Genomic DNA, 25,642 nt, shown 5'->3' with positions numbered 1-25,642 from the left:
TCCCTGGGTTTCACAGCATGCCTGGGTTGCGCTGCCAGATGCTGAAGCACAGCGCCGTCGCAAAACTCACCCAGCCGATGTAAGGCAGTAGCAGCGCCGCAGCGATTCGGTCGCGGCGCTTGAAGACCACGATGGTGGCGGCAATCATCAGCCACAGCACGATGATGCACGCGAACGCCAACGCGCCTTGGTGCCATGCAAAGAACAGCCAACTCCACAGCGCGTTCAGCACCAGCTGCGCCACGTACAACTGCAAAGCGGGTTTGGCATGTTCGGTGCGCGCGATGCGCCATGCAGCAACCGCCATCAGTAAATACAGCAGCGTCCACGCGGGGCCGAACAACCATGCCGGCGGCGCCCACGAAGGCTGGTCGAGTTGAGCGTAAAACACTGGCGCGCTGGCTGATCCAGCGGCGCCCAGTGCTGCAAAGCCGGCCGTCAAAGCGATCCAGGCCACTAGGGAGAGAGCGGAGCGTAAAGTCATGGGCATCGGTCAGGTAAGCGGATGCACCATGTTACTACCGATGGATAAAAAAAGCTACTGATCAGTAGCGTGCGCTAAAAAGGGCCGCTTTTGCGGCCCTGCGGGGTTAGGCTGGTGCGGCGACCGAGCCGCGCATTGTCACCGTGACCGGGAACTCGCGCGTGATATCGTGCTGGGTGCCATAGCAGATGTTGAGCAGCCAGCGCACGGCGTTCTGCGTCAGCTGCTGCATCGGGATGTGCACCGAGGTCAAACCCGGCGACGAGAATTCGGCCGAGTAGTCATCGTCGTAGCCGACGATCGACACGTCCTGCGGCACGCGGATGCCGGCGCGGTGGAAGCAGGACATCGAGCCTATCGCCATTTCATCGTTGGCGCAGAACAGGCCCGTGAAGTGGCGGCCCTCGTTGATCAGCTGCTGCGTGGCGGCGAAACCGCCCTCGCGCGAGAAGTCCGATGGAATCAGGCGCACCGCGTCGCGCGCTATGCCTTGCCGCGCCAGTTCGTCGAAGAAGCCGCGCAGGCGCTCCTCGTTGTCCGAGGTGCCGGTGGGGCCGGAGATGACCGCCAGCTGCCGGTGGCCGGCATCAAGCAAGGTGCGCGCGGCCAGCTCGCCGCCGTGGTAGTGATCGGGGCAGAACGACGACGTCTCCAGCGCCGGACTGCGGCGGTTCAGGAAAGCCATCTTCGGATGCATTTTATGCAGCATCTGCATGTCTTCATCGAGCAGGTCATGGCCCAGCACCACGATGCCGTCGCAATCGCGGCCGATCAGGAACTTGACCGCTTCAATCGCCTCCTCGCGCGGCGTGCCGTCGCCGCAGCCGGTGGCCACCACCACGTGGCGGCGCATGGCGCGCAGTTCGATGTCGGTCTGTTTGAGGATGGTGCCGTAGTAGGCGCCGAAGAAGGAGGGAGCGAAAATGCCGATCATGCCCAAGGACTGCGCCGATAAAGAGCGGCCGATGGAAGAAGGGCGGAAGTTCAGCTGTTCGATGGCGGCTTGGACTTTTTTCATCGCTTCGGCCGATACCGGGCCTGCGCCCGAAATGGCGCGCGATGCTGTCGACATGCCTACACCCGCGAGCATTGCGACGTCTTTCAGTGTTGCCACACAATCTCCTATGAAGAACAATGTACAAAGGGCGTTAAGCCACTATCGTAACATGGTATAATCGTCGATTGCTCGTAATCTTTGTGACGTTTTAAGCAACCATCATGCAATCGCAACCACTCTCCCGTCTTCCTAAGCCAGCCGCCGGCGCGCCAGCACCGAAAGTGGGCTTCGTATCGCTCGGCTGCCCTAAAGCGCTGGTCGACTCCGAACAGATTCTGACCCAGCTGCGCGCTGAAGGTTACGAGACCGCCAAGTCCTACGACGGCGCGGATCTGGTGATCGTCAACACCTGCGGCTTTATCGACGCCGCCGTGCAGGAATCGCTGGACGCCATCGGCGAAGCGCTCGCCGAAAACGGCAAGGTGATTGTGACCGGCTGCCTCGGCGCCAAGAAGGACACCGACGGTTCGGACTTGATCACCAAGATCCACCCGAAGGTGCTGGCTGTCACCGGCCCGCACGCGCTGGGCGAGGTGATGGACTCGGTGCACTTGCACCTGCCGAAACCGCATGAGCCGTTCATCGACCTGATTCCGCCGCAAGGCATCAAGCTGACGCCTAAGCATTACGCTTATCTGAAAATTTCGGAAGGCTGCAATCACCGCTGCTCGTTCTGCATCATCCCGTCGATGCGCGGCGACCTGGTGTCGCGGCCTATCGGCGAACTACTGCTGGAAGCCGAGAACCTGTTCAAGTCGGGCGTGAAAGAACTGCTGGTGATCTCGCAAGACACCTCGGCTTACGGCGTGGACGTCAAGTTCCGCACCGGTTTCTGGAACGGCCGCCCGATCAAGACCCACATGACGCAGCTGATGGAAGCGCTGGGCGAACTGGCCAAGTCCTACGGCGCGTGGGTGCGCATGCACTACGTCTATCCATACCCGCACGTGGACCAAGTGATCCCGCTGATGGGCGAACACGTACTGCCATACCTGGATATCCCGATGCAGCACGCGCATCCTGATGTACTGAAGCGCATGAAGCGTCCGGCCAGCGGCGAGAAAAACCTGGATCGCATCCTCGCGTGGCGCAAGATGAACCCAGACCTGACCATCCGCTCGACCTTCATCGCCGGCTTCCCTGGCGAGACCGAGGCAGAATTCGAATACCTGCTGGACTTCCTGAAAGAAGCGCAGATCGACCGCCTGGGCTGCTTCGCCTACTCGCCGGTGGAAGGAGCAACCGCCAATGAACTGGCAAATCCAGTGCCTGAAGAAGTGCGCGAAGAGCGCCGCGGCCGCGTCATGCTGCTGCAAGAAGAAATCTCGAAAGCGCGCCTGAAAGCGAAAGTCGGTAAGACCGTGCGCGTGTTGATCGATGAAGTCAACCGCACCGGCGGCGTAGGCCGTTCGGCTGCCGATGCGCCGGAAATCGACGGCGTGGTGTACGTCAAGCCGCCGTTTGAACCGCACAAGAAACTGGCGGTGGGCCAGTTCGTTGATGTGAAAATCACGACATCGGATGCACACGACTTGTGGGGCGAGGCGCTTTAAGCGTTCGATTTTCGAATCATCCTCTATAATAAAGGCGGACTAGCGTAACGGCAGTCCGCCTTTTTTGTTAGATGAGCTTATGCCTGACTTGAGATTTCTGGCGGCGCTTGCCGCTTGCATGTTGATGGCCTCGGCCACTGCGGCTGAAGCGCCGGTCATGCTGGAAGAAATGACCAGCACCGAGCTGCGCGCGCGCATCGACGGCGGTGCGACCACCGCCATTATTCCCATCGGCGGCACCGAGCAAAGCGGCCCGTATATCGCGCTGGGCAAGCACAACGTGCGTGCTACCGTGCTGGCACGGATGATCGCGCAAAAGCTGGGCAACGCGGTGGTGGCTCCGGTGGTCGCCTACGTCCCGGAAGGCAGCATCACGCCGCCCGCAGGCCACATGAAGTTTGCCGGCACCTTGTCCATCCCCGAATCCACGTTTGAAGATTTGCTGTTCGCGGCCGGCCAGAGCCTGCGACAGCACGGCTTCCGCCACATCGTCTTGGTGGGCGATCATGGCGGTTATCAAAAAAGCGAAACGCGCGTGGCCCAGCGCTTGAACAAGGCTTGGGCCAAGGATGGCAAGGCCGGCGCACTGGCGCTGCTGGCCTACTACGACGTGACGCAAGATCCTTTCATCGCCGACCTTGAAAAGCGCGGCTACAGCAAGGCCGAAATCGGCCTGCACGCCGGCCTTGCCGACGCGTCGCTGATGCTGGCTACTGATAAATCCCTGGTCCGCAGCGAGGCGCTGGCGCGTAGTCCATCACCGACCGTGAACGACGGCGTGCGCGGCGACGCGCGGCGCGCCACTGCCGAATTGGGCAAGCTTGGCGTGCAGCGTATCGTCGATACCTCGGTTGCTGCGATTTCTGCTTTTGCGGCGCATGGCGCGCCGTCCACTTCTAGTAAAGAATCCAAATGAAAATTAATCATATCGTCTATGCGGCCTTGGCCGCCACCGGTCTGATCGCCGCAGGAGGCTTGCTTGCGGCCCAATCGGGCACCGCGCCGGCTGCTTCGGCCGCCGTACCTGCCGCCGCACCGGCGAACGTGTATGCCGGCATCGCGCCGTCGAATCTGAGCCCGGCCGTGCGTGACCACCTGCCGCGCGTGTACGTACCGAATCTGCGTTCCAATGACGTCTACGTGATTGACCCGGAGACCTTGAAAGTCGTGGACAAGTTCAAGGTCGGCGTCGGCCCGCAGCACGTGGTGCCAGGCTGGGATCTGCAATCGCTGTGGGTGGCGAATAACGCCGAGCGCACCAACAAGGGCAGCCTGACGCCTATCGATCCGCGCACCGGCAAGCCGGGCACGCAGATTCCGGTCGATGATCCATACAATATGTACTTCTCGCCGGACGGCAAATCGGCCATCGTGGTGGCGGAAGCCTTGCACCGCCTGGACTTCCGCGATCCGAAGACCATGCAGATGCAGTACGCCATCGACGTGCCGCAATGCGGCGGCATCAACCACGCCGATTTCTCGCCGGACGGCCGCTATGCCATGTTCACCTGCGAATTCGCCGGTTCGGTGGCGCGCATCGATCTGCAAACGCGCAAAGTCGAGGGCTACCTGAAGCTGTCGATGCCGGCCACGCGCTTCTCGGAAAAAGATCCGATCGACCAGCTGCTGGCGAATGAGGTGTGCAGCAAGAAGAAGGGCATGCCGCAGGATATCCGCGTTTCGCCGGACGGTAAGCGCTACTACATCGCCGACATGGATGCAGACGGTGTGCACATTGTCGATGCGGCCTCGTTCACCAAGGTTGGCTTCATTCCGACCGGCGTTGGCGCGCACGGCCTGTACCCAAGCCGCGACGGCACCAAGCTGTATGTGGCGAATCGCGGCACGCACAACATCCACGGCAAACCGAAAGGCAAGGGCCGCGTAACGGTAATCGACTTCGCTACCGAGAAAGTAGTGGCGCAGTGGCCGATTCCCGGCGGCGGCAGCCCGGATATGGGCAACGTCAGCGCAGACGGCAAGTACCTGTGGCTGTCGGGCCGCTTTGACGATGTGGTGTACCGCATCGACACAGCCAACGGCGACGTGAAGAAGGTCAAGGTCGGCCAGGAACCGCACGGCTTGACCGTGTGGCCGCAACCGGGCCGCTACTCGCTGGGCCACACCGGCAATATGCGATGAGCGCGAAGAAGTCTCCACAAACGGCGCTGATCCACACGGATTATCAGGCGCCGGAGGGCTTTGCTGCGTTTCCGAGCGCGATTCATCATGCCTCCACGGTGCTGTTCAAGAACGTGGCGGCCATGCGCTCGGGTGATTGGAAAGAGAAGAACGCCTATACCTACGGCCTGCACGGCACGCCGACCACTTTCACGCTGGAAGCGCGGCTGGCTGAAATCGAAGACGGCAAGCACTGCTTGCTGGCTCCGAGCGGCTTGGCGGCCATCGCCATGGTGGACTTTGCGCTGCTCAAATCCGGCGATGATGTGCTGTTGCCCGATAACGTTTATAACCCGAACCGCGAACTGGGGCGCTGGCTGTCGGCCGATTACGGCATCACTGCACGCTATTACGATCCGCTGATCGGCGAGGGCATTGCGGCGCTGATCCAGCCGAACACCAAGCTGATTTGGACCGAGGCGCCTGGCTCTGTGTCGATGGAAGTGCCGGACCTGCCTGCCATCTGCAAGGCTGCGCATGAACGCGGCGTGCTGGTGGCACTGGATAATACCTGGGCGGCCGGCCTTGCGCTGCGCGGCTTTGACCTCGGCGTGGACATCATCATGCAGGCGCTGACCAAGTACCAATCCGGTGGTTCGGATGTGCTGATGGGCGCCGTGATCACGCGCGACCGCGATCTGCACGACCGCATCAGCCTCGCACACATGCGGCTCGGCATGGGCGTGGGCGCGGACGACGCCTACCTGGTATCGCGTGGCTTGCCGACCATGCGCCTGCGTTTTGATGCGCACGACGCTGCGGCCCGCAAGCTGGCGGCGTGGCTGCAATTGCGGCCCGAGATCACCAAGGTGCTGCATCCGGCTTTCCCGGATTGCCCGGGCCACGAGATCTGGAAACGCGACTTCAGCGGCGCGGGCGGCTTGTTCTCGGTGCTGTTCGATGAACGCTACACGGAAGAACAAACCGACCGCTTTGTCGACTCGCTCAAGCTGTTCAAGATCGGCTATAGCTGGGGCGGTGCGAATAGCCTCGTCATGCCGTACCGCATACAGCATATGCGCAAGAACTGGACGGACAAGGGGATACTGGTTCGCTTCAACGTCGGGCTGGAAGACGTGAATGATTTGATCGCGGATATAGAGCGTGCATTTGGAGAGCTGTAATGAGTAAGTTCTGGAGCAAGGTGGTACACGGCTTGACGCCTTACACCCCGGGCGAGCAGGTGCAGATGCCGGGCCTCGTCAAGTTGAACACCAACGAGAATCCATACGGCCCGTCGCCCAAGGCTATCGCCGCGATGCAGGCTGCCGCCGGGGATGGCCTGCGCAAGTATTCCGATCCCTCCAACGCGGTGGTGAAGGATGCGGTGGCGCGCCGTTTCGGTTTGACCCGCGAGCAGGTCTTCGTCGGCAATAGCTCGGACGAAGTGCTGGCGCATACCTTCCACGCCTTGCTCAAGCATGACTTGCCGCTGCTGGCGCCAGACATCAGCTACAGCTTCTATCCGACTTATTGCAGCTTGTATGGCATCGAGTGCTTGCAGGTGCCGTTGAATGAGCGCTTTGAGATCAACATCGCCGACTACAACCAGCCGTGCGGCGCCATCATCATCGCCAATCCGAATGCGCCGACCGGCATTGGCCTGTCATTGGAGCAGATCGAAGCGCTGGTGGCGGCGCACCCGGAGCAAGTAGTGGTGATTGACGAGGCTTATGTGGACTTCGGCGGCCAAAGCGCTGCGGCGCTGCTGGGCCGCTACGACAATCTGCTGGTCATCCAGACGCTGTCGAAATCGCGTTCGCTGGCCGGCCTGCGCGTGGGCTTTGCGGTCGGCCATCCTGACTTGATCGCAGGCCTGGAACGCGTGAAGAACAGCTTCAATTGCTACCCGCTAGGCCAAGTGCAGCAAGCTGGCGCGGTCGCCGCGCTGGACGACGTGGCGTACACCGAGCAAACCTCGAACGCCATCATCGCCAGCCGCGCGTGGCTGACGGCGCAGTTGCAGGCGCTGGGCTTCGAGGTGCTGCCGTCGCAGGCCAACTTCATTTTTGCCCGCCATCCGCAGCACGACGGTGCGCAATTGGCGAAAGGATTGCGCGAGCGTGCCATCCTCGTGCGCCATTTCACGGCGGAGCGCATCAATCAGTTCCTGCGCATTTCCATCGGCACCGATGAGGAATGCAGCAAGCTGGTGGACGCGCTCAAGCTGATCCTGGCTTAATCTTCAAACGCGCAAAGCTGATGATTGCGCCGGCTGCTGCAAAGACGGCGGCCGCGATCAAGGCGTCGCGCGGGCCTGCGCTCCCCGCCAGCAGGAAGCAGCCTGCCACGGTCGCCGCACCAATTGCTTGCCCAGTGAGCCGCGCGGTGGCGACCATGCCGCTGGCGCTACCGGCGCGGGCCAAGGGCGCGCTGCCCATGATGGCCTTCATGTTCGGCGCTTGAAATAAGCCGAAGCCGATGCCGCACAATGCCATGCGCCATGCGATATCCCAATCCGATGGCGCGGACGGCAGCGCGATCAGCGCCAGTATGCCTGCGCACATCAGCACCAACCCTGTGCAGCCCAAGGCGCCCGCTGTAAAGCGTTCGCTGAGGCGGCCGGCGACTGGTCCCATCACACCAACCATGACAGGCCACGGCGTAATCAGGAAGCCGGTGGCGATGGCCGTGCGGCCCAGCGCTTCAAAATAAAACGGCAGCGCCACGAAAGCCGCGCCTTGTACCGCGAAGGTGCAGACCGCCGTCAGCGCGGATAGCGAAAACATCGGAATGCGGAACAAGTCCACCGGCAGCAGCGGCGCTGGATGTTTGCGCTGGCGATGCAGCAGCAAGCCGAAACAGAGCAGGGCAATCGCTAATTCCGCCAGCCAGTGCTGCGGCGCTGCGCCATGCGCGCCTTCGCCGACCAGCAGCACCAAGCTGCCGAAAGCGATGGCGTTATAGCTGGCTGCCAGGTAATCGAAACGATGCGTGCTGCGCGCGTTGCCAGGCAGCGCTTGCCGCGCTACCAGCCATGCCGTCACGCCGAACGGCACGTTTAACGCAAACAGCCATGGCCAGGTAGCCACCGACAAAATCGCGGAGCTAACCATCGGCCCTGCCGCAAAGGCTATCGCCACTACCAGCGCGTTCACGCCGAAGCCGCGTCCCTGCAATTGCGCTGGGTAGATGGTGCGCATCAGCGCCGTGGTCACGGCCATCACCGCGCTGGCGCCGACGCCTTGCACGAATCGCGCCACCACCAGGGAAGGCAGCGACCACGCCAGCGCACAGCCCAGCGAGGCGGCGGTGAACAGCACCAATCCAACGATGAACACGCGCCGGTAGCCTGCGATCTCACCCAGCGCGGCAAACGGCAGCAGCGTCGCCACCATCGCCAGCTGGTAGATGTTGACGATCCAGACCGAGTCCGCAGGCGTTGCCTGCAACTGCGCCGCCATCGCAGGCAAGGCGGTGTTGGCGATGGCGGTGTCCAGCGACGCCATCGCCACCGCCGTCATCACCGCCAGCATGGCGCGGAAGCGCGGCTGCGCCGCCAATCCGTCCGCCGGAATGGCCGCGTTTAACGCCGTCATGCGCAGGCTCCGCGCCACGCTGATATGGTCGCGCTCAGCACGCTCATGGCTTAGTCCCGCACCACGCCGGAAGGGCCGATGCGCTCGGCGTTCGGTACGTCCGACATGCGGATACGGATCAAGTGGCGGCGTTCGTCGGTGTAGGTGGTGCGGCCGTGCAGCATGCGGTGGTTATCGGCCAGCATCAGCGTGTCATTCGGCAGTTGCTCCATGAAGCGCGCGGCTTCCTGCTCGGCCACGCAGTGCATGATCTCTATCGCTTCGATCAGTTCCGGGCTGCGCATGTCAGGCCGCGCGGCCAGACCCTTGGTGATGCTGTCGTAGCGCCAGCGCATGGTGAAGCGGTCGTCCTCGCGCTGCGGCTGGCCGAATACCAGCGCTTCAAAAATCTCTACCTGGTCATCGCCGGCCGCGTACACGGCGGGCACGCGGAACGGCACCGGCGTGGTGCGCAGCAGTTCGAATGCAGCTTCGCCTTCCGGCGTGCGATGCAGGCCGTCGTAGATGTCGTCGGCATCGATCAGGATCGAGTGGCCGCCGTCGCACTGCGCGGCGTTCACCACGTACAGTATGAACTGCTCTTCGGGCATCGGGTAGAACGAGGAATCGGTGTGCATGTCGGCGCTGCCCACGCGCTCGGAGAAGGTGACGAAGCGGCCGTCAGCGCCGGTCTCGGGCCGCGCCTTCACGTCCCATGCGACGCGGCCGGTGCGCTGGTCGGTGGAGGTGGGGTAGCCGAGCATCAGCGTCAATGCGTACAGCGCGGCGTTGCGGCGTTCTTCGGGCAGGCCTTGGAGGCCGAGATTGCGCAGCACCACGCCGTGGGCGTCCAGCGCGCGAATCTGCTCCGCCAGCCTGCGCAGGGTGGCGACTTCTTTCAGCTCCTGCCGCAGCGCGACTTCGTCCGGGTGGGGATAAAAGCCATTGTCGTTGAAACTATCAAAACGATTGCGCAATATATTAAAGATAATATTTAAATCGCTGCCCCAGTTAATTTCACCAAGCGCTTGTACGATTTTGCCTTGATATTCAATTGATACCAGCATGTTTACCTCCAGTAGTTATCACGAATTATTCTAGATTAATTTTAATGGGCTGTGATAAATTTAAAGGAAGGACTATAAAGATGATTGAAGGGGAATATCATGAAGATAGCAACCAAGCTAGGCCTGTCATTCTGCGGCGTGCTGCTGATGACGGCTATCGTAGGCGTATTCTCGATATTTGAACTTGCAAAAGTGAATGAAATATCGACGCGGCTTTCATCACGCTGGTTGCCGAGTGTGAGAATTATTGAGGATATAAAATCGCAAGTAGCGCGAATACGCACGCGTGAGTTTCAATATATTATCTCCACCGATCCTGCAGAGATGGATAAATACGACAAAGTGATCGCGGCCGATCTCGACGATCTGAAAAAAATGCAGAGCGAGTACGAGGTAATGCTGGAAACGGCAACCGAAAAAGAGCTGTACGGCCAGTTCACCGAGCAGTGGGGCCGCTACATGGCGGAAGACGCCAGGATCCGCGCCGCCGTCCGCGCCGGCGACTCCGAAGGCGCCAAGAAGCTGATTCGCGGCGAATCCAATAAGCTGATTGTCTCCATGCGCGGGCAGGTTGATAAGCTGGTCAATTTCTACTCCGACGGCGGCAAGGAAGCGGCGGCCGAGGGGCTGCGCCGCTACGAATCGTCGCGCGTGCTGATTGTGTCGCTGATCCTGGGCAGCATGGTGCTGGGCGCGGCCCTGGCGGTGCTGATTACGCGCCGCCTGATGCGCGGCTTGGGTGGCGAGCCGGCGTACGCCACCGATATCGTCAGCCGCATTGCTGCCGGTGATTTGTCGGCCCACGTGGAGGTGCGCGCCGGTGATACGCATAGCCTGCTGTATGCGATGAAGCAGATGCGCGACAGCCTCGCCAAGATCGTCACCGACGTGCGCAGCTCGACCCACGTGATTGCGGCGGCCTCGGATCAAATCGCGGCCGGGAACCTCGATCTGTCGTCGCGCACCGAGCAGCAGGCTAGCTCGCTGGAAGAGACAGCGGCGTCGATGGAGGAATTAACTTCCACCGTGCGCCAGAATGCCGATGCCGCGGAGCAGGCCAATCAACTGGCGGGTTCGGCATCGGGCGTGGCGCAGGCGGGCAGCGACGTGGTGGGGCGCGTGGTACACACCATGGAGTCGATCAACGCTTCTTCGCGCAAGATCGGCGACATCATCTCGGTGATCGACGGCATCGCCTTCCAGACCAATATCCTGGCCTTGAATGCGGCGGTGGAGGCAGCGCGCGCCGGCGAGCAAGGTCGCGGCTTTGCAGTGGTGGCGTCGGAAGTACGCAACCTCGCGCAGCGCTCGGCCGGTGCGGCCAAGGAGATCAAGGAATTGATCGGCAACTCGGTCAGCCAGGTGGAAGAGGGCAGCAAGCTGGTGGCGGAAGCCGGCGTCACCATGGAGCGCGTGGTCGCCAGCGTGCAGCAAGTCACCGACTTGATCGCCGAGATTACGCAGGCTGGCACGGAGCAAAGCCGCGGCATCGAGCAAGTCAACGAGGCGATTACGCAGATGGACACGGTGACGCAGCAGAACGCGGAACTGGTGCAGCAAGCGACAACGGCGGCGCAGAGCATGCAGGAGCAGGCCACCGCGCTGGCGCAGCTGGTGAGCGTGTTCCGTCTCAGCGCGCAGGAGGAGGGGACGCTGCGCGGCATTCCAAGCACTGCGGCCGTACTGCTGTCGCGCCGGGCGCCGGTGCAACGGCGCCTGTCGATTGCGTCGCACTAGGAGAGCGGTGTCTGTTATACTGTATATAAACACAGTATAGCGAGGCAGAGATGGAGTTGAAGGACAAGCTGGAAATCCTGGCCGATGCAGCCAAGTATGACGCATCCTGCGCCAGCAGCGGGGCGCCCAAGCGCACCTCCGTGGGCAAGCAAGGCTTTGGCGCCACCACCGGCATGGGCATCTGCCACAGTTACACGCCGGACGGGCGCTGTGTCTCGCTGCTGAAGGTCTTGATGACGAACTACTGCCTGTACGACTGCCAGTATTGCGTGAACCGGCGTTCGTCCAATGTACCGCGTGCGCGCTTTTCGGTGGCCGAGGTAGTCAAGCTCACGACCGATTTTTATCTTCGCAATTACATCGATGGTTTGTTCCTCAGCTCAGGCATCATCCAGTCGGCCGATTACACCATGGAGCAGCTGGTGCAGGTAGCGCGCCAGTTGCGCGAGGTACACCAGTTCCGCGGCTATATCCACCTGAAGACGATACCGGACGCCGATCCTGCGCTCATTGCGGCGGCTGGGCGCTACGCGGATCGCCTGAGCGTCAACATCGAGTTGCCCACGCAGGATAGCGTGCAAAGGCTGGCGCCGGAAAAGAGTGTCCACACCATCAAGCTGGCGATGGGCGCGATTCGCCGCAAGCTCGATGAAAAAGCAGAAGAGCCCAAGGCTCCGCGCTTTGCGCCGGCGGGTCAGAGCACGCAGATGATAGTCGGCGCCGACACCAGCGATGATCAGAAAATCCTGTCGACGGCGGAAACACTGTACGGCAGCTATAAGCTCAAGCGCGTCTACTATTCGGCGTTTAGCCCGATTCCGCAGAGTCCCAAGAGCGTGCCCTTGGCGCCGCCGCCGCTGCTGCGCGAGCATCGCTTATACCAGGCCGACTTCCTGTTGCGCAGTTATGGTTTCCAGGCCGATGAATTGCTGCCAGCCAGCGGCGGCAACCTGGCGCTGGACATTGATCCCAAGCTGGCGTGGGCGCTGGCGCATCGCGAGCATTTTCCTCTTGACCTGAATCGCGCCGAGCCGCACATGATTGCGCGCGTGCCGGGCATCGGCTTGCGCAATGCGCATCGTATCGTTGAGCTGCGCCGTTTGCGGCAAGTGCGCTACGCGGATCTATCGCGCCTGCGTTGCAGTATGAAGAAGATCTCGCCCTTCATTATCACGGCAGATTATTTTCCCGCCAACGACGCCAGCGCCTCGGAACACTTGCGGCGCGCGATGGCGGATGCACCGCGGCAGATGAACTTGTGGCCGGAGCTACAGGCGGCATGATGCGCAAGGTGGTGCAATCGTTCGACGAGTGGCGCGCTGCGGCGCGGGAATTAATCGCGCGCCGCGTGCCGCCCGAATCCGTAGAATGGGCATCCAGCGACACCGATGGCGATTTATTCTCTACCGGTGCGTCGGAACCCGTCGGCGCGGCGCCCGCAGCCAGCGCCGTTCCGGGCGCGCAAGTTTTGCGCGTGCCGCGCCAGTTAATGGCGATGCTGGCCAGTGCCGCTTGCTTCAGCGCCGTGGATCGCTGGGCCTTCCTCTACAAAGTCACATGGCGCTGGCAGCAGGGCGAGCATGATGTGATCTCGGCGGCGGACCCGGACGGTGCGCGCCTGTACGCCATGGTCAAAGCCGTCCGCCGCGAGGAGCACGATATGCACGCTTATATCCGTTTCCGCGAACGCGATCCGCAACACGGCGCGCCGCGCTTCGTGGCCTGGTTCGAGCCGACGCACGAGGTGCTGCCGCAAGTGGCCCGGCATTTCGCCGACCGCATGGGCCACGCAACATGGATGATCGCCACGCCCGCCGCCGCCGTGCTGTGGGACGGCGAACAGCTGCACGACGCGCCGCCGCTGATGCGCAGCGCGGCCGATATCGAGGATGTCGGCGAAGCACTGTGGCTCACTTACTACCGCAGCATTTTCAATCCCGCACGCCTGAACGCTGACCTGCTGCGCAGCCATATTCCATCGCGTTTCTGGAAAAATCTGCCGGAAGGCGCCATCGTGCCGGGCATGATCAGCGCGGCCGCCAACGGCGAACGCCGCAGCGGGCAAGTCGACGCCGTCGGCCGCCGCGCTGGCGCGACCACCATCGCCGTTACGCCGGAACGCGCGCAACCGCAGCGCGAGGCACCGAACACGCTGGATCAGTGCCGCCGTTGCGAGCTATGGCGAGACGCCACGCAAGCGGTGCCCGGTGTTGGGCCGCAGGGCGCGCGCATCATGCTGGTCGGCGAGCAGCCCGGTGATCAGGAAGACTTGCAAGGCTTGCCGTTTGTCGGCCCCGCTGGCGCGGTGCTGGATCGGGCGCTGGCCGAAGCCGGCGTGGAGCGCGACCAGGTTTACCTGACCAACGCCGTCAAGCATTTCAAGTGGGAGCTGCGCGGCAAGCGCCGCTTGCATAAGACACCGGCCCAGCGCGAGGTGGCTGCCTGCCACGCGTGGCTGGAAGAAGAGCTGGCGCGGGTGCAGCCGGAGGTGGTGGTGGCAATGGGCGCGACGGCGCTGAAATCGGTGCTGCAAGACGGCAGCGCGACCATGGGTGCGATGATGGAGGCGCCGTTCCAGCACGATGGCCGCTGGGTGGTGGCGGTCTACCACCCGTCGTTTGTGCTGCGCGCGCGCGACGAGGAGAGCCGCCGCCAGGCCTACGACGTGATCGTCGCCGGCCTGCGGCAGGCGCTTACACTGGGGCCGGCTCGTTCCGGTTAATGCGGGTGACGCCGACGATCAGCCGGTAAGCCTTCCACAGCCACGCGCCAATCCAGATCAGCCACGCGATCGGGATGCCGATGATGGTCATGAAGAACACTGCGCCCACCACGATCCACACGATGTACCACCAGAACGAGCGGATCATCCAGGTGTGGTGGCTGTGCACGAAAGTGCCTTCGGTGCTGGGCCGTTGCAGGTAGTTGAAGATGAGCGGCAGGATGGAAAACGCGCCCAGCGAAAACACGAAGCTGACAGCGTGGATCAGGTACAGCCACCACGCGGTGCTCTTGGCCGATTCCAGCCGGTTGTCCAGTACCAGTTCTTGCGACATGATCTCTCCTTGGTCGTTTTGTTTTAAGTATAACTAATTGGCCGAATGGCTGGCGCACAGTGCTCGCTTGAGGAAGCTGGTCACATCGGCGAAGAATTCGGGCTGGATGCTTTCGCGGTCAAAGCCCTCCGGGTCTTGCGAGGGCTTGAAGTTTGGCCGCGTCATCTCCGGCGGGAACTTGCTCATGAAGGCAAAGTGGCCGGCGCCGGGTATGTCTTTATGTTCGACCAGCGATGGATCGGCCACGCCTTCAATAATTTTGTGCGCATGCTCGATCGGCGTGAGTTCGTCCTTGGCGCCGGTGCGGATCATGATCGGCAGGCGCAGGGTGCGCAGCGAGCCGTCAATAAACCAGAACGTGGCTGGATTCAGCAGCACCAGTGCGCGGATGCGCGCGTCCGGCGTGATGGCTACTGGCGCTGGTTCTGCGCCCTTGTTTTCGCGCGGCCCAGTCCAGGCAACCCCACCTGCCGCCGCCAGCGCGGTATAGCCGCCGATGGAGTGGCCGATGACGGCGATCCTGGCGCTGTCGATGTGCGCGGCCAGCACGGCATCGGCCAATGCGGCGTCGATGGCCAGCGTGATATGGCGCGGGCGATTGGCCAGATTGGCAGCGGTGTTGGCCAGCGAGTTGTCGTGCCGCGTATTGCCGGTATGGGCGGGCAGGGCGACCACGAAGCCTGCCAGTACAAGGTGCTTGGCCAATTGGCGGTAGGCCCACGGCGTGCCGGAGTTCCCGTGCGAGATCACGATCAGCGGATAGACGCCGTCGGCGGGCGGCGCGTCGAGCGCTACTTCCAGCGTGTAAGGGCCGAACTGCTCGGGCCTTTCTTGGGCGGCAGCAGGGTAGAGAAACGCCACCGGCACCACGGCGCCTTGCACGGCATCCTTGATATTCACGAGGCGGCAGCCGCAGCTCGATGTCATTCCTGCTCCTTAAACGATAAAATGCAACCATGTTGATTATATAAGGAGTATCCCATGGCCAAGCCGGTATCGGTGCTGTTTGTCTGCATGGGGAATATCTGCCGCTCGCCGACCGCGGAAGGCGTGTTCCGCCACCGCGTGGCCGCTGCGGGATTGAGCGAGCGCTTTCTCATCGATTCGGCCGGCACGCACGGTTACCACGTCGGCGAACCGCCCGACGCGCGCTCGATGGAATTCGCGGCCAAGCGTGGCTACGATCTGTCGGCCCAGCGCTCGCGCAAGGTCAGCGCGCAGGACTTCGAGGACTTCGACCATTTGCTGGCGATGGACCACGATAACCTCAAGTTGCTGCAAGCGGCTTGCCCGCCGCAGCACCGCCACAAACTGGGCCTGATGATGTCGCACGCCACCCGCAGCGGTTCGGACGTGGTGCCCGACCCTTACTACGGCGGCGGCAAAGGCTTCGACCTCGTACTAGACTATATCGAGGATGCGACAGATGGCTTGATCGCTACGCTCGGCGGCAAAAAGATAAGGTAGTATTATGCTATGACAGCTAGGGAGGCATATCTTGAAAGAGCCCGGCATCCCCGAAAATGAGGCGCTTCGGTTAGCAACGCTACAGTCGCTCAAAGTCCTCGACACGCCCCCGGAGGAGCGCTTCGACCGCGTGACACGCATGGCCAAGCGCATGTTCCGTGTGCCGACGGCAGTGGTGAGCATGGTCGATGAAAACCGCCAGTGGTTTAAATCGGCGCAGGGGCTCAGCTTGTGCGAGACCCCGCGCAATATCTCGTTCTGCGGCCACGCCATCCTTGGCGATGACATTTTCCTGATCAAGAATGCGCTCAATGATGAGCGTTTTGCCGATAACCCGCTGGTGGCGGGCCATCCGAATATCCGCTTTTACGCCGGCTGCCCTTTGCGTGCTGCCGGCGGTGTCAAGGTTGGCACGCTATGCATCATCGATAGCGAGCCGCGCGAGTTCGATCAGGACGATGCCACTGCGCTGCGCGACCTTGCCGCGATGGTGGAGGACGAACTGGCTGCCTTCCAGACCGCTAATACTGATGAACTGACCAAGATCTCCAACCGGCGCGGCTTTATGCATCTTGCGCAATACGGCCTGAATTTCTGCGTGCGCCATCAGCAGCCGGCGGCGCTGGCCTTCATCGATTTGGATCGCTTCAAACCGATTAACGACACCTTCGGCCACGCGGAAGGCGACCTTGCACTGGCGGCGTTTGCTGACGTGATGTGCGCGAGTTTCCGCGCCACCGATTTGTTCGCGCGCCTGGGCGGGGATGAATTTGTCGTGCTGCTGACCGGTGCTAACAAGGCCGACGCGCTCGCGGTGCTGGAAAAGTTCGGCCGCCAGCTCGATGAGTACAACAACAAGGCTCAGCGCGGCTATCGCTTGCAGTTTTCCTGCGGGGTGGTGGAGTTTGATCCGCTCAGCGGAGACGGAATCGACGAGCTATTGGCCGCCGGTGACGCGCATATGTATGCGATCAAAGCGGCCAAGCGGGAGATGCATTAGGTCAGCAGCGGCAGGATGCCATCAAGGCCGACGAAGTTGAGCGCGACGTTGGCTTGTTCGCGCACCACCGGCTTGGCGCGGAAGGCGACCGACATGCCGGAGATGCCCATCATTTTCAGATCGTTGGCGCCGTCGCCCATCACAATCGCTTGCGATGGATCGATGTTCAGCTCTGCGCACACGCTCTCCACCGTGCGTTTCTTTTCTTCCGCGTCGACGATGCCGCCGACGACTTTGCCGGTCAATTTGCCGTCAACGATTTCCAGCTGATTGGCGTGGGTGTAGTCGAGGCCCAGTCGCGTTTTCAAGCGCTCGGTGAAGAAGGTGAAGCCGCCCGACACCAGCAGGGTTTTCAGGCCGGCCGCTTGCACGGCTTTCAGCATGACTTCCGCGCCCGGCGACAGTTGCAGGCGTTCTTCGTACACGCGCTCCAGTGCCGATGCGTCCAGACCTTCCAGCAGCGCCACGCGGCGTTTCAGGCTCTCGGAAAAATCCAGCTCGCCGCGCATGGCTGCCTCGGTGATTTCCGAGACTTGTTTTTTCAAGCCCTGCATATCGGCGATTTCGTCGATGCACTCGATGGTGATCAGGGTCGAATCCATGTCCATGGCCACCAGCTTGTAGTCGCTCATCTTGTGCAGGCCGATGGAATAGGTGGCGTCCAGCTGCGCCGCTTGCGCCGCCACTTCGATAGTCTGGCGCAGCGCCGGCGAGAAGGCGATGCCTTCGCAGCGCACGGCGCTCTCGCCCAGCCAGGTCAGGTTGGCGGACGCGGTCAGGGCGCTAATGCGCTCAAGGCGCGCTTTGCAATCGCCTGTACCTTGCAGCACGAGGTTCATGGCGGTTTTTGCGATAGTCATGTGGCGTAGATCTTTTTAAGTAAGTTGTTTAATCGCGGCCTTGATCTGCGCTACGCGCGCGGACAGGTCGGGCATGGCGGCGGTGATCTTCAGTTTATCCTGGCCATTCAGCTTGATCTGGCGGTTCTTCTGTATCAGTTCAATGATGCGCATCGGGTCGATCGGCGGCTTGGGCATGAATTGCAAGTTGGCGGCCTCGGTGTGCGCGTCGATCTTGATGATACCCACCGTTTTCGCGGCGATGCGCAGGCGGTGGGTTTCGATCAGCGCCTTCACCGGGTCCGGCAATTTGCCGAAGCGGTCGATCAGCTCCTCCTGCATATCATCGATTTTATCCTGCGAAGCGCAATTTGCCATGCGTTTGTAGATCGACAGCCTTTCGTGCACGTCGCCGCAGAAGTCTGCGGGCAGCAAGGCTGGCACGTGCAGGTTGATTTCCGTGGTGGTGGCCAGCGGTGCGGCGAGATCCGGCTCTTTGCCCGCTTTCAGCGAACGTACCGCTTCGTTCAGCATGTCCGAATAAAGCTGGAAGCCGATTTCGGTCATTTCGCCGGACTGGTTGTCGCCCAATACTTCGCCGGCGCCGCGGATTTCCAGGTCGTGCATGGCGAGATAGAAGCCGCTGCCCAGTTCTTCCATCTGCTGGATCGCGTCCAGGCGGCGCTGCGCCTGCTTGGTCAGCGACTGCACGTCGTGCACCAGCAGGTAGGCGTAAGCCTGGTGGTGCGAACGGCCGACGCGGCCACGCAGCTGGTGCAGTTGCGCCAGGCCGAATTTGTCGGCGCGATGCATGATGATGGTGTTCGCGGTCGGCACGTCGATACCGGTTTCGATAATCGTGGTGCACAGCAGGATGTTGAAGCGCTGGGCGACGAAGTCGCGCATCACTTTTTCCAGGTCGCGCTCGTGCATCTGGCCGTGGGCCACGCCAATGCGCGCTTCCGGCAGCAGCTCGGTCAGCATGGCAAGGCGGTTCTGGATGGTCTCGACTTCGTTGTGCAGGAAGTAGACCTGGCCGCCGCGCTTGAGCTCACGCAGGCAAGCTTCGCGGATCACGGATTCCTGTTCGCTGCGCACGAAGGTCTTGATCGCCAGGCGCTTTTGCGGCGCGGTGGCGATCACCGAGAAATCGCGCAGGCCTTCCAGCGCCATGCCCAGCGTGCGCGGGATCGGCGTGGCGGTCAGCGTCAGCACGTCGACTTCGGCGCGCAGCGATTTCAGGGCTTCTTTCTGGCGCACACCGAAACGGTGCTCCTCGTCGATGATGACGAGGCCGAGGCGGGTGAACTTCACGTCATCCGACAGCAGCTTGTGAGTACCGATGATGATGTCCAGCGTGCCGTCGGCCATGCCCTTAATCGCCTGCGCGATTTCTTTACCGGTACGGAAGCGCGACATCTCGGCGATGCGCACCGGCCAATCGGCAAAGCGGTCGGCAAAGGTTTGCGCGTGCTGTTCGGCCAGCAGCGTGGTTGGCGCCAGAATTGCAACCTGCTTGCCGCCCATGACGGCGATGAAGGCAGCGCGCAGCGCCACCTCGGTTTTGCCGAAGCCGACGTCGCCGCACACGAGGCGATCCATCGGCTTGCCCGAGGTCATATCGCGTACCACGTTGTTGATGGCTTCTTGCTGATCCGGCGTTTCGTCAAAGCCGAAGCTGTCGGCAAAGCGCTCGTAGTCGTGCGCCGAATATTCAAACGCGTGGCCTTGGCGCAGCGCGCGGCGGGCGTAGAGGTTGAGCAGTTCGGCGGCAGTGTCGCGCACTTGTTCGGCAGCTTTGCGCTTGGCTTTCTCCCACTGGCCGGAACCCAGCGTGTGCAGTGGTGCGTCGTCCGGCGAAGCGCCGGAGTAGCGTGAGATCACGTGCAGCTGGGAGACCGGCACGTATAGCTTGGTCTCCTTGGCATATTCGAGGTGCAGGAATTCTGCCTCGCCTTCGCCTAGGTCCATGCTGGTCAGGCCCATGTAGCGGCCGATGCCGTGATTGACGTGCACCACCGGGTCGCCGATCTTCAGTTCCGACAGGTCGCGCACCATCGATTCGACCTGGGTGACGGCTTCCTGTTTCTTCTTGCCGACGCGGCGGCCGGAGCCTGCGTACAACTCGGTCTCGGTGATGAAAATCAGGCTGGAACCACCGGCCGATAATTCAAAGCCCGCGTGCAGCGGCGCTACGCCCAAGGCCAGCTTGGCGTCGGAGGCGGCAAAGCCGTCGTAGCCTTCCACTGGCGTCAGCGCCAGGTCGTATTCGTTGAAGTACTGTTGCAGCGTTTCGCGGCGGCCGTTCGATTCGGCGCAGATCATCACGCGGCTGCCCGATTGCAGCAGGTAGGCGCGCAAATTGGTCAGCGGGTCGTCGAGGTGGCGGTTGACGGCGATGTTGGGGACCGGCGCGGACAGCTCGGATGCGCCGGCATCGGCGTTTTTACGGATCGCCAGTTGCGGGTAGGGCTTGGCCAGCACGAAGAACTGCTCTTCGTTGAGGAACAAGTCTTCCGGCGCCATGATGGGGCGCTCGCGGTCGGCCTTGATGAAACGGTAGCGCGACGAGGTATCAGTCCAGAAGCGCTTGATGGACGCCTCGATATCGCCGACGGTGGCCACCACCGCGCCTTGCGGCAGGTAGTCGAACAGCGTGGCGGTTTGGTCGAAGAACAGCGGCAGGTAGTACTCGATACCGGCGGAGGCGATGCCCGCGCCGATGTCCTTGTAAATGACCGCGCGCGATGGATCGCCTTCAAAATGCTCGCGCCAGCGGCTGCGGAAGGCGGTGCGCGATGCTTCGTCCATCGGGAACTCGCGGCCCGGCAGCAAGCGCACCTGCTTGACCGGGTACAGCGAACGCTGGGTGTCGGCGTCGAAGGTGCGGATGGTTTCGATGGTGTCGCCAAACAGGTCGAGGCGATACGGCAGCGCGGAACCCATCGGGAACAGGTCGATCAAGCCGCCGCGCACCGAGTATTCGCCGGGCGACATCACTTGCGTGACGTGGGTGTAGCCGGCCAGCGTGAGCTGCGACTTGAGCTGCGCCTCGTCCAGCGATTCGCCTTGCTGGAAGAAGAAGGTGTAAGCAGCCAGGAACGACGGCGGCGCCATGCGCACCAGCGCGGTGGTGGCCGGCACCAGCATCACGTCGCACTGGCCGCTGGAGATTTCGTGCAGCGTGGCCAGCCGCTCGGACACCAGATCCTGGTGCGGCGAGAAGGCGTCGTAGGGCAGGGTTTCCCAATCCGGCAGCAGGTGGCAGCGCAATTGATCGCCGCCGAACCACGGGATTTCATCGAGCAGGCGCTGGGCGTCGCTGGCGTTGGCGACCACGATGGCCAGCATCTGGCCACGGGACTTGAGATCGAGCGCAATTTGCGCGAGGGCGTAAGCGTCCGCCGAGCCATGCAGCGCGGGCAGGGCAAAGCGGTTGCCGGGTTTGGGAATGGATTTAGTTAAGGCTGACGACACAACAGACATTCAACGGTTATCTAAGCGCCACATTATACGCGGTTAGCCACGCCGAATGGGATGTGCACCATGGGGATATTCCCGGCCGGCGACTTCAGGTGGCTCAATTGGTCGTCAAAGAACATATGCGGCTTGAAGATACCGAGCACGCGGGCTTTTTCCATGCCGCCCAGGAAGAAGGTTTCGTTGGCCGATACGCCCCAGCTTTTCAGGGTGGTGACCACGCGCTCGTGCGCCGGCGCGCTGCGCGCCGTGATGATGGCGATGCGCAGGATTTTCTTGTAGGCAGGATCGGCCCGTTGGGCGTCCTCTTCCATCTGCTGCATCAGCGATAGCTTGCGGAACAGGTCGGCCAGTGGCCCCGGCTGGTGCGGGATGGCGACTTTTTCAATCTCGTGGGCGTGGAATTCGTCGACGTCGTTGTTGCGCTTGAAGACGGTTTCCGATTCGTCGTCGGCAATCACGCCGTCAAAGTCGAAGGCGATGCGCAGTTCGCCGTCGGCTTCGTCGTCCTCGGTGCGCGAGGGCAGTACCAGCCCTGCTGGGTATTGCGCGTCCAGCGCGCGCCGCACGTCTTCCTCGTTGGCGCTCAAGAATAAAGAGGTGTTGAATGCGGGCAAGTATGTGTAGGGGGCGCCGCCGGTCAGGAAGCAGGCGCGCGAGATGTCCAGCCCGTAGTGCGCGATCGAGTTCATCACCCGCAGCCCGGTCTCCGGCGAGTTGCGCGAGAACAGCACCACCTCGACCGGCGCGGTGTCCGGGTGCAGCTTGTTGATGCTCAGGAAGCGGCGGATGAAGGGGAAGGCGACACCCTTGTCGAGCACGGTGCCGATCTGCTGCTCCTGGTACTTGCGGTAGGCTTCGGCGCCGCCTTCCAAATACACCTGGTGCGATGCGGTCAGGTCAAACAGGGCGCTGGAGGCGATGCCAATCACCAGCTTGTGCTCTATCGGATAAGGCATGGGACAGTGGGTAGTCTGTGATAAACGTCACTGTACATGATACTGAGCGCACGCGGCGGTTCGTTTGATTTCTTTTCTGCAATTTAGTGATTGCCACTGGGCAGGCACTGCGCTACATTGGCGGTTCCTCCCGATGGATGCTGGCGTGCTCAATATCGACACTCTTTTGCTGGTTCAAATTTGCGTGACGCTGTTGACCACGGCGTTGCTGGTTGCTTCCGCCTGCTACACCGACAGCCCGCCCGAACAGCGCTGGTGGGCGGCCGGCAACGTGGCGGTGTCGGCTGGCATGGTGATGTGCAATGTCGACAGCCTGCCGCTGCTGATGCACAGCGTGGTCGGCTACGGCGTGATTGGGTTCGGCATCGCGCTGGTGTTGCGTGGCTTGCGCGTGTATTGCCAGTCGACGCTGTCGTGGACGACGATCGCCATCATCACCGGCATTGTGCTGGCGATCTCCGCTTACTACACTTTGGTGGCGCCGAGCCTGCGCGCGCGGCTGTGCTTTAGCGGTTTCTATTTCGCCCTGCTCAACTGGATGTGCGCGGTGGCGATTGCGCGGCGCGGCAGCTGGCGCATCTCCGGCATTGCCTTCGCCGGCTTCGTGCTGCTCGGCTTGGCCTTGTTTTTGCGCGGCGCGCATTTGCTTGCCAACGACGACCCGGCCGGTACCGCCAACTCGCTGGTGATCGGGCTCAGCGCGCTGGTGGTGCCGCTGGCGCAGATTTGCATCGCCTTCGGTTTGATTTTGATGGTGATGTGGCGCTACGCCGAGCGGCTGCGCCGTTTGTCCACGCTCGATGCGCTGACCGGCGCGCTCAACCGCGCCGGGCTGGAGATGCAGGGCAAGCGCACCGGCTTGCGCGCCCAGCGCGGCGGCCGCAGTCTCGCGGTGATCATGATCGATGTTGATTACTTCAAAGTCATTAACGATACCTATGGCCATCCGGTCGGCGACGAGGTGCTGCGCCATCTGGCCCGGCTGGTGCGGCTGGAGCTGCGTCCGCACGATTTGCTGGCGCGCTTTGGCGGCGAGGAATTTGTGCTGGTGCTGGACGGCGTCGACCTGCCGTCGGCGCTGAAAGTGGCCGAGCGCCTGCGCGCCCGCATTGAATACGAGATGGTGGAGTTCGATAAACTGTCGGTGCGCTATACGGCCAGCATGGGCGTGGTGTGCTCGGATCAGCATGATTACGACCTGATCCGCCTGATCTCGGCCGGCGACGCCGCCATGTACGAAGCCAAGCGCGCCGGCCGCAACCGCGTGGCCGTCGGCTGACATTGTGCGTCCGCGCCACAACTTCAAGAATCTGATTGACGCCGCCGTTGCGCGGGCCGCATATTAGTTGGGAATAATCAATATTCACCAAATCTAACAAACGGTCCACTAACGGGAGTGCGGGATGTTCAAGAATCTGCTGATTAAGTGGAAGCTGGCGACGCTGGTTGCCATCATGATGGTGGCCTTGCTGGTGGTCGGAGCGGCTGGTTACCGTGGCATTGCCAAGGTGGGGGGCGCGGTCAATGAAATCGGCGTGGTGCGCTTGCCGTCGATCCAGGGCTTGCTGGTGATGAGCGAGGGCCAGACGGCGGTGGCGGCTGCCAACCTGTTTGCCGGCACCTACGCCAGCGACACCCACGGCCAGGCCAAGCTCACCGAGGCGCTGGAAATGCGCAAGAAGGCGTGGGCCAATATCGAGCGCGGGTGGAAACGCTACGAGCCGCTGCCGCAAACGGCGGAAGAGTCCTTGCTGTGGAAGCAGTTCACCGTCGAGTGGGCCGAGTGGAAGGCGGCCGACGAGAAGATCGGCGCCACCATCGCCGCGCTGGCGTCCAACACGGACGAGCAGAAACAGAAGGAGTTGTTCAACGCCTTCCACTCCCAGTACAACGCCTCGCGCCCGCTGTTCCAGAAGGCCGAGACTTCGCTGATGAAAATCGAGCGTTTGAACGAGGGCATTTCCGAGGATAGCGTGAAGGAAGGGCAGGAGGCTGTCACCAGCGCCGAGTGGGCGATGGTGACGGCGGCGCTGATCGCGGCCTTGATCGCGATCGGCTGCGCGGCCTACATCACCGGCGCGATTACCACGCCGATCAACGAGGCGGTGCGGGTGGCGCAGACGGTGGCGTCGGGTGATTTGACCAGCCGCATCGAGGTGGCGACCAAGGAGGAAACCGGCCAGCTGCTGGGCGCGCTGAAGGATATGAACGATAGCCTGATCCGCATTGTCGGCCAGGTGCGCAGCGGCACCGACACGATTGCCACGGCGTCGTCGGAAATCGCCAGCGGCAATCTGGATTTGTCGCAGCGCACCGAGGAGCAGGCAAGCTCGCTGGAAGAGACGGCGTCGTCGATGGAAGAGTTGACCAGCACGGTCAAGCAGAATGCCGATAACGCGCGCCAGGCCAACACGCTGGCGGCGTCCGCTTCCGGCGTGGCGCAGCGCGGCGGCGACGTGGTGGCGCGCGTGGTAGAGACCATGGACTCGATCAATGCCTCGTCGGCCAAGATCGTGGACATTATTTCGGTGATTGACGGGATTGCGTTCCAGACCAATATCCTGGCGCTGAACGCGGCGGTCGAGGCGGCGCGCGCCGGTGAGCAGGGCCGCGGCTTTGCGGTGGTGGCGGGCGAGGTGCGCACGCTGGCGCAGCGCTCGGCGGCAGCGGCCAAGGAAATCAAGGAGCTGATCGGCGACTCGGTGGAGAAAGTCGGCGCCGGCAGCAAACTGGTGGAAGAGGCCGGCGCGACCATGGGCGAGATCGTCACCAGCGTGCAGCGCGTGACCGACATCATGGGCGAGATCAGCATGGCCACGCAGGAGCAAAGCACCGGCATTGACCAGATCAATATGGCGGTGGGGCAGATGGATACGGTGACGCAGCAGAATGCGGCGCTGGTGGAACAGGCGGCAGCAGCGGCGGCGTCGCTGCAAGAGCAGGCGGCAGGGCTGGCGGAAGTGGTGAGCGTGTTCCGCATGGATCAAGCGTCCGCGCCACGCCCACAGCCGATGGCGGTACGCAAAACCGCCACCGCACCGAAGGCAGCCGCGCCACGCGCGGTCACCGCCGCACCGCGCCCGGCCCTGAAGCCGGCAGCAGCCAAGGCACCGGGCAAACAAATGGCCACCGCATCCTCGGACGACTGGGAAGAATTCTAAGCCCGCACCACTCTAGCCAAGGCAGCCTCCGGGCTGCCTTTTTCGTTTGATCTGCATCAAACTCGGGATGCCAGTGAATGCTA

General features: G+C 62.3%; 21 protein-coding genes. 12 read left to right on the top strand and 9 right to left on the bottom strand.

Translation table 11 applies throughout. The features are described 5' to 3' along the window. Positions 1-10: 10 nt before the first annotated feature. Both GTP45_RS12255 and GTP45_RS12250 read right to left on the bottom strand, forming a co-directional pair. A complete protein-coding gene (locus tag GTP45_RS12255) occupies positions 11-484 on the bottom strand; it encodes a TspO/MBR family protein (protein ID WP_161014122.1) in 474 nt (157 codons plus the stop codon). Between the two features lie 106 nt (positions 485-590). Further along, positions 591-1,598: a LacI family DNA-binding transcriptional regulator gene (locus GTP45_RS12250; protein WP_161014121.1), complete on the bottom strand. Its 1,008-nt coding sequence runs from the start codon at positions 1,596-1,598 to the stop codon at positions 591-593. A 104-nt stretch (positions 1,599-1,702) separates the two neighbouring features. Here GTP45_RS12250 and rimO point away from each other — a divergent pair, with 104 nt between their 5' ends. The 5 genes from rimO to hisC all read left to right on the top strand — a co-directional run bounded on the left by rimO (position 1,703) and on the right by hisC (position 7,457). After that, the gene (gene rimO / locus GTP45_RS12245; protein WP_161014120.1) at positions 1,703-3,094 is read left to right on the top strand and encodes a 30S ribosomal protein S12 methylthiotransferase RimO; all 1,392 of its coding nucleotides are present in this window, start codon (positions 1,703-1,705) and stop codon (positions 3,092-3,094) included. Positions 3,095-3,173: 79 nt separating this feature from the next. After that, positions 3,174-4,010, top strand: a complete 837-nt coding sequence (locus GTP45_RS12240) for a creatininase family protein (protein WP_161014119.1) — start codon at positions 3,174-3,176, stop codon at positions 4,008-4,010. Continuing rightward, on the top strand, positions 4,007-5,236 hold the full coding sequence (locus GTP45_RS12235; RefSeq protein WP_161014118.1) for a YncE family protein: 1,230 nt from the start codon (positions 4,007-4,009) through the stop codon (positions 5,234-5,236). The genes GTP45_RS12240 and GTP45_RS12235 overlap by 4 nt, the downstream gene beginning before the upstream one ends. After that, positions 5,233-6,399, top strand: coding sequence for a cystathionine beta-lyase (locus GTP45_RS12230; RefSeq protein WP_161014117.1), 1,167 nt, complete (start codon positions 5,233-5,235; stop codon positions 6,397-6,399). The genes GTP45_RS12235 and GTP45_RS12230 overlap by 4 nt, the downstream gene beginning before the upstream one ends. Next, on the top strand, positions 6,399-7,457 hold the full coding sequence (gene hisC / locus GTP45_RS12225) for a histidinol-phosphate transaminase (RefSeq protein WP_161014116.1): 1,059 nt from the start codon (positions 6,399-6,401) through the stop codon (positions 7,455-7,457). Before GTP45_RS12230 ends, hisC begins: the two co-directional genes overlap by 1 nt. Here hisC and GTP45_RS12220 read toward each other — a convergent pair. Together GTP45_RS12220 and GTP45_RS12215 are read right to left on the bottom strand one after the other, a co-directional pair. Further along, the gene (locus GTP45_RS12220; RefSeq protein ID WP_161014115.1) at positions 7,438-8,814 is read right to left on the bottom strand and encodes an MFS transporter; all 1,377 of its coding nucleotides are present in this window, start codon (positions 8,812-8,814) and stop codon (positions 7,438-7,440) included. The two genes, hisC and GTP45_RS12220, sit on opposite strands and share 20 nt — an antisense overlap. 50 nt (positions 8,815-8,864) lie before the next feature. After that, complete coding sequence (locus tag GTP45_RS12215) at positions 8,865-9,860, bottom strand: TauD/TfdA family dioxygenase (RefSeq protein ID WP_161014114.1); 996 nt, start codon at positions 9,858-9,860, stop codon at positions 8,865-8,867. Between the two features lie 99 nt (positions 9,861-9,959). Between GTP45_RS12215 and GTP45_RS12210 the strand changes: the two genes are divergently transcribed. Genes GTP45_RS12210 through GTP45_RS12200 form a run of 3 tightly spaced genes read left to right on the top strand, consistent with a single transcriptional unit; the run spans position 9,960 to position 14,319 of the window. After that, complete coding sequence (locus GTP45_RS12210; RefSeq protein ID WP_161014113.1) at positions 9,960-11,597, top strand: methyl-accepting chemotaxis protein; 1,638 nt, start codon at positions 9,960-9,962, stop codon at positions 11,595-11,597. 50 nt (positions 11,598-11,647) lie between these two features. Next, entirely contained in the window at positions 11,648-12,880 is a 1,233-nt protein-coding gene (locus GTP45_RS12205; protein WP_161014112.1) for a putative DNA modification/repair radical SAM protein, read from the top strand. Continuing rightward, the gene (locus GTP45_RS12200) at positions 12,877-14,319 is read left to right on the top strand and encodes a UdgX family uracil-DNA binding protein (protein ID WP_161014217.1); all 1,443 of its coding nucleotides are present in this window, start codon (positions 12,877-12,879) and stop codon (positions 14,317-14,319) included. The genes GTP45_RS12205 and GTP45_RS12200 overlap by 4 nt, the downstream gene beginning before the upstream one ends. On the opposite strand, the gene GTP45_RS12195 is transcribed toward GTP45_RS12200, so the two are convergent. After that, entirely contained in the window at positions 14,291-14,653 is a 363-nt protein-coding gene (locus tag GTP45_RS12195) for a DUF4870 family protein (RefSeq protein WP_161014111.1), read from the bottom strand. The two genes, GTP45_RS12200 and GTP45_RS12195, sit on opposite strands and share 29 nt — an antisense overlap. A gap of 33 nt (positions 14,654-14,686) precedes the next feature. After that, a complete protein-coding gene (locus GTP45_RS12190) occupies positions 14,687-15,580 on the bottom strand; it encodes an alpha/beta hydrolase family protein (RefSeq protein ID WP_161014110.1) in 894 nt (297 codons plus the stop codon). A 54-nt stretch (positions 15,581-15,634) separates the two neighbouring features. Between GTP45_RS12190 and GTP45_RS12185 the strand changes: the two genes are divergently transcribed. Then, positions 15,635-16,120, top strand: coding sequence for a low molecular weight protein-tyrosine-phosphatase (locus GTP45_RS12185; RefSeq protein WP_161014109.1), 486 nt, complete (start codon positions 15,635-15,637; stop codon positions 16,118-16,120). Positions 16,121-16,151: 31 nt separating this feature from the next. Further along, complete coding sequence (locus GTP45_RS12180; RefSeq protein ID WP_161014108.1) at positions 16,152-17,120, top strand: sensor domain-containing diguanylate cyclase; 969 nt, start codon at positions 16,152-16,154, stop codon at positions 17,118-17,120. Here the strand turns inward: GTP45_RS12180 and serB are convergent. Genes serB through GTP45_RS12165 form a run of 3 tightly spaced genes read right to left on the bottom strand, consistent with a single transcriptional unit; the run spans position 17,117 to position 22,398 of the window. Continuing rightward, a complete protein-coding gene (serB, locus tag GTP45_RS12175) occupies positions 17,117-17,959 on the bottom strand; it encodes a phosphoserine phosphatase SerB (RefSeq protein WP_161014216.1) in 843 nt (280 codons plus the stop codon). The genes GTP45_RS12180 and serB overlap by 4 nt on opposite strands. A gap of 36 nt (positions 17,960-17,995) precedes the next feature. After that, positions 17,996-21,445, bottom strand: coding sequence for a transcription-repair coupling factor (gene mfd / locus GTP45_RS12170; protein WP_166454593.1), 3,450 nt, complete (start codon positions 21,443-21,445; stop codon positions 17,996-17,998). Positions 21,446-21,468: 23 nt separating this feature from the next. Then, positions 21,469-22,398 (bottom strand): 5'-nucleotidase, encoded by a 930-nt coding sequence (locus tag GTP45_RS12165; protein WP_161014107.1) that lies wholly within the window; start codon positions 22,396-22,398, stop codon positions 21,469-21,471. A 145-nt stretch (positions 22,399-22,543) separates the two neighbouring features. On the opposite strand from GTP45_RS12165, the gene GTP45_RS12160 reads away from it, so the two are divergent. Beyond that, a complete protein-coding gene (locus tag GTP45_RS12160; protein WP_371874439.1) occupies positions 22,544-23,677 on the top strand; it encodes a GGDEF domain-containing protein in 1,134 nt (377 codons plus the stop codon). Positions 23,678-23,801: 124 nt separating this feature from the next. Beyond that, positions 23,802-25,559 carry a methyl-accepting chemotaxis protein gene (locus tag GTP45_RS12155; RefSeq protein WP_161014106.1) on the top strand — a complete coding sequence of 586 codons (1,758 nt, stop codon included), beginning with the start codon at positions 23,802-23,804 and terminating at the stop codon, positions 25,557-25,559. The last annotated feature ends 83 nt before the right edge of the window (positions 25,560-25,642 follow it).

It is taken from the genome of Duganella rivi (genome assembly GCF_009857435.1).
Classification (GTDB): Bacteria; Pseudomonadota; Gammaproteobacteria; order Burkholderiales; family Burkholderiaceae_D; genus Rugamonas; species Rugamonas rivi.
The sequence above is the reverse complement of the archived record's forward strand: the minus strand, read 5'-3'. Positions and strand labels throughout refer to the sequence as shown.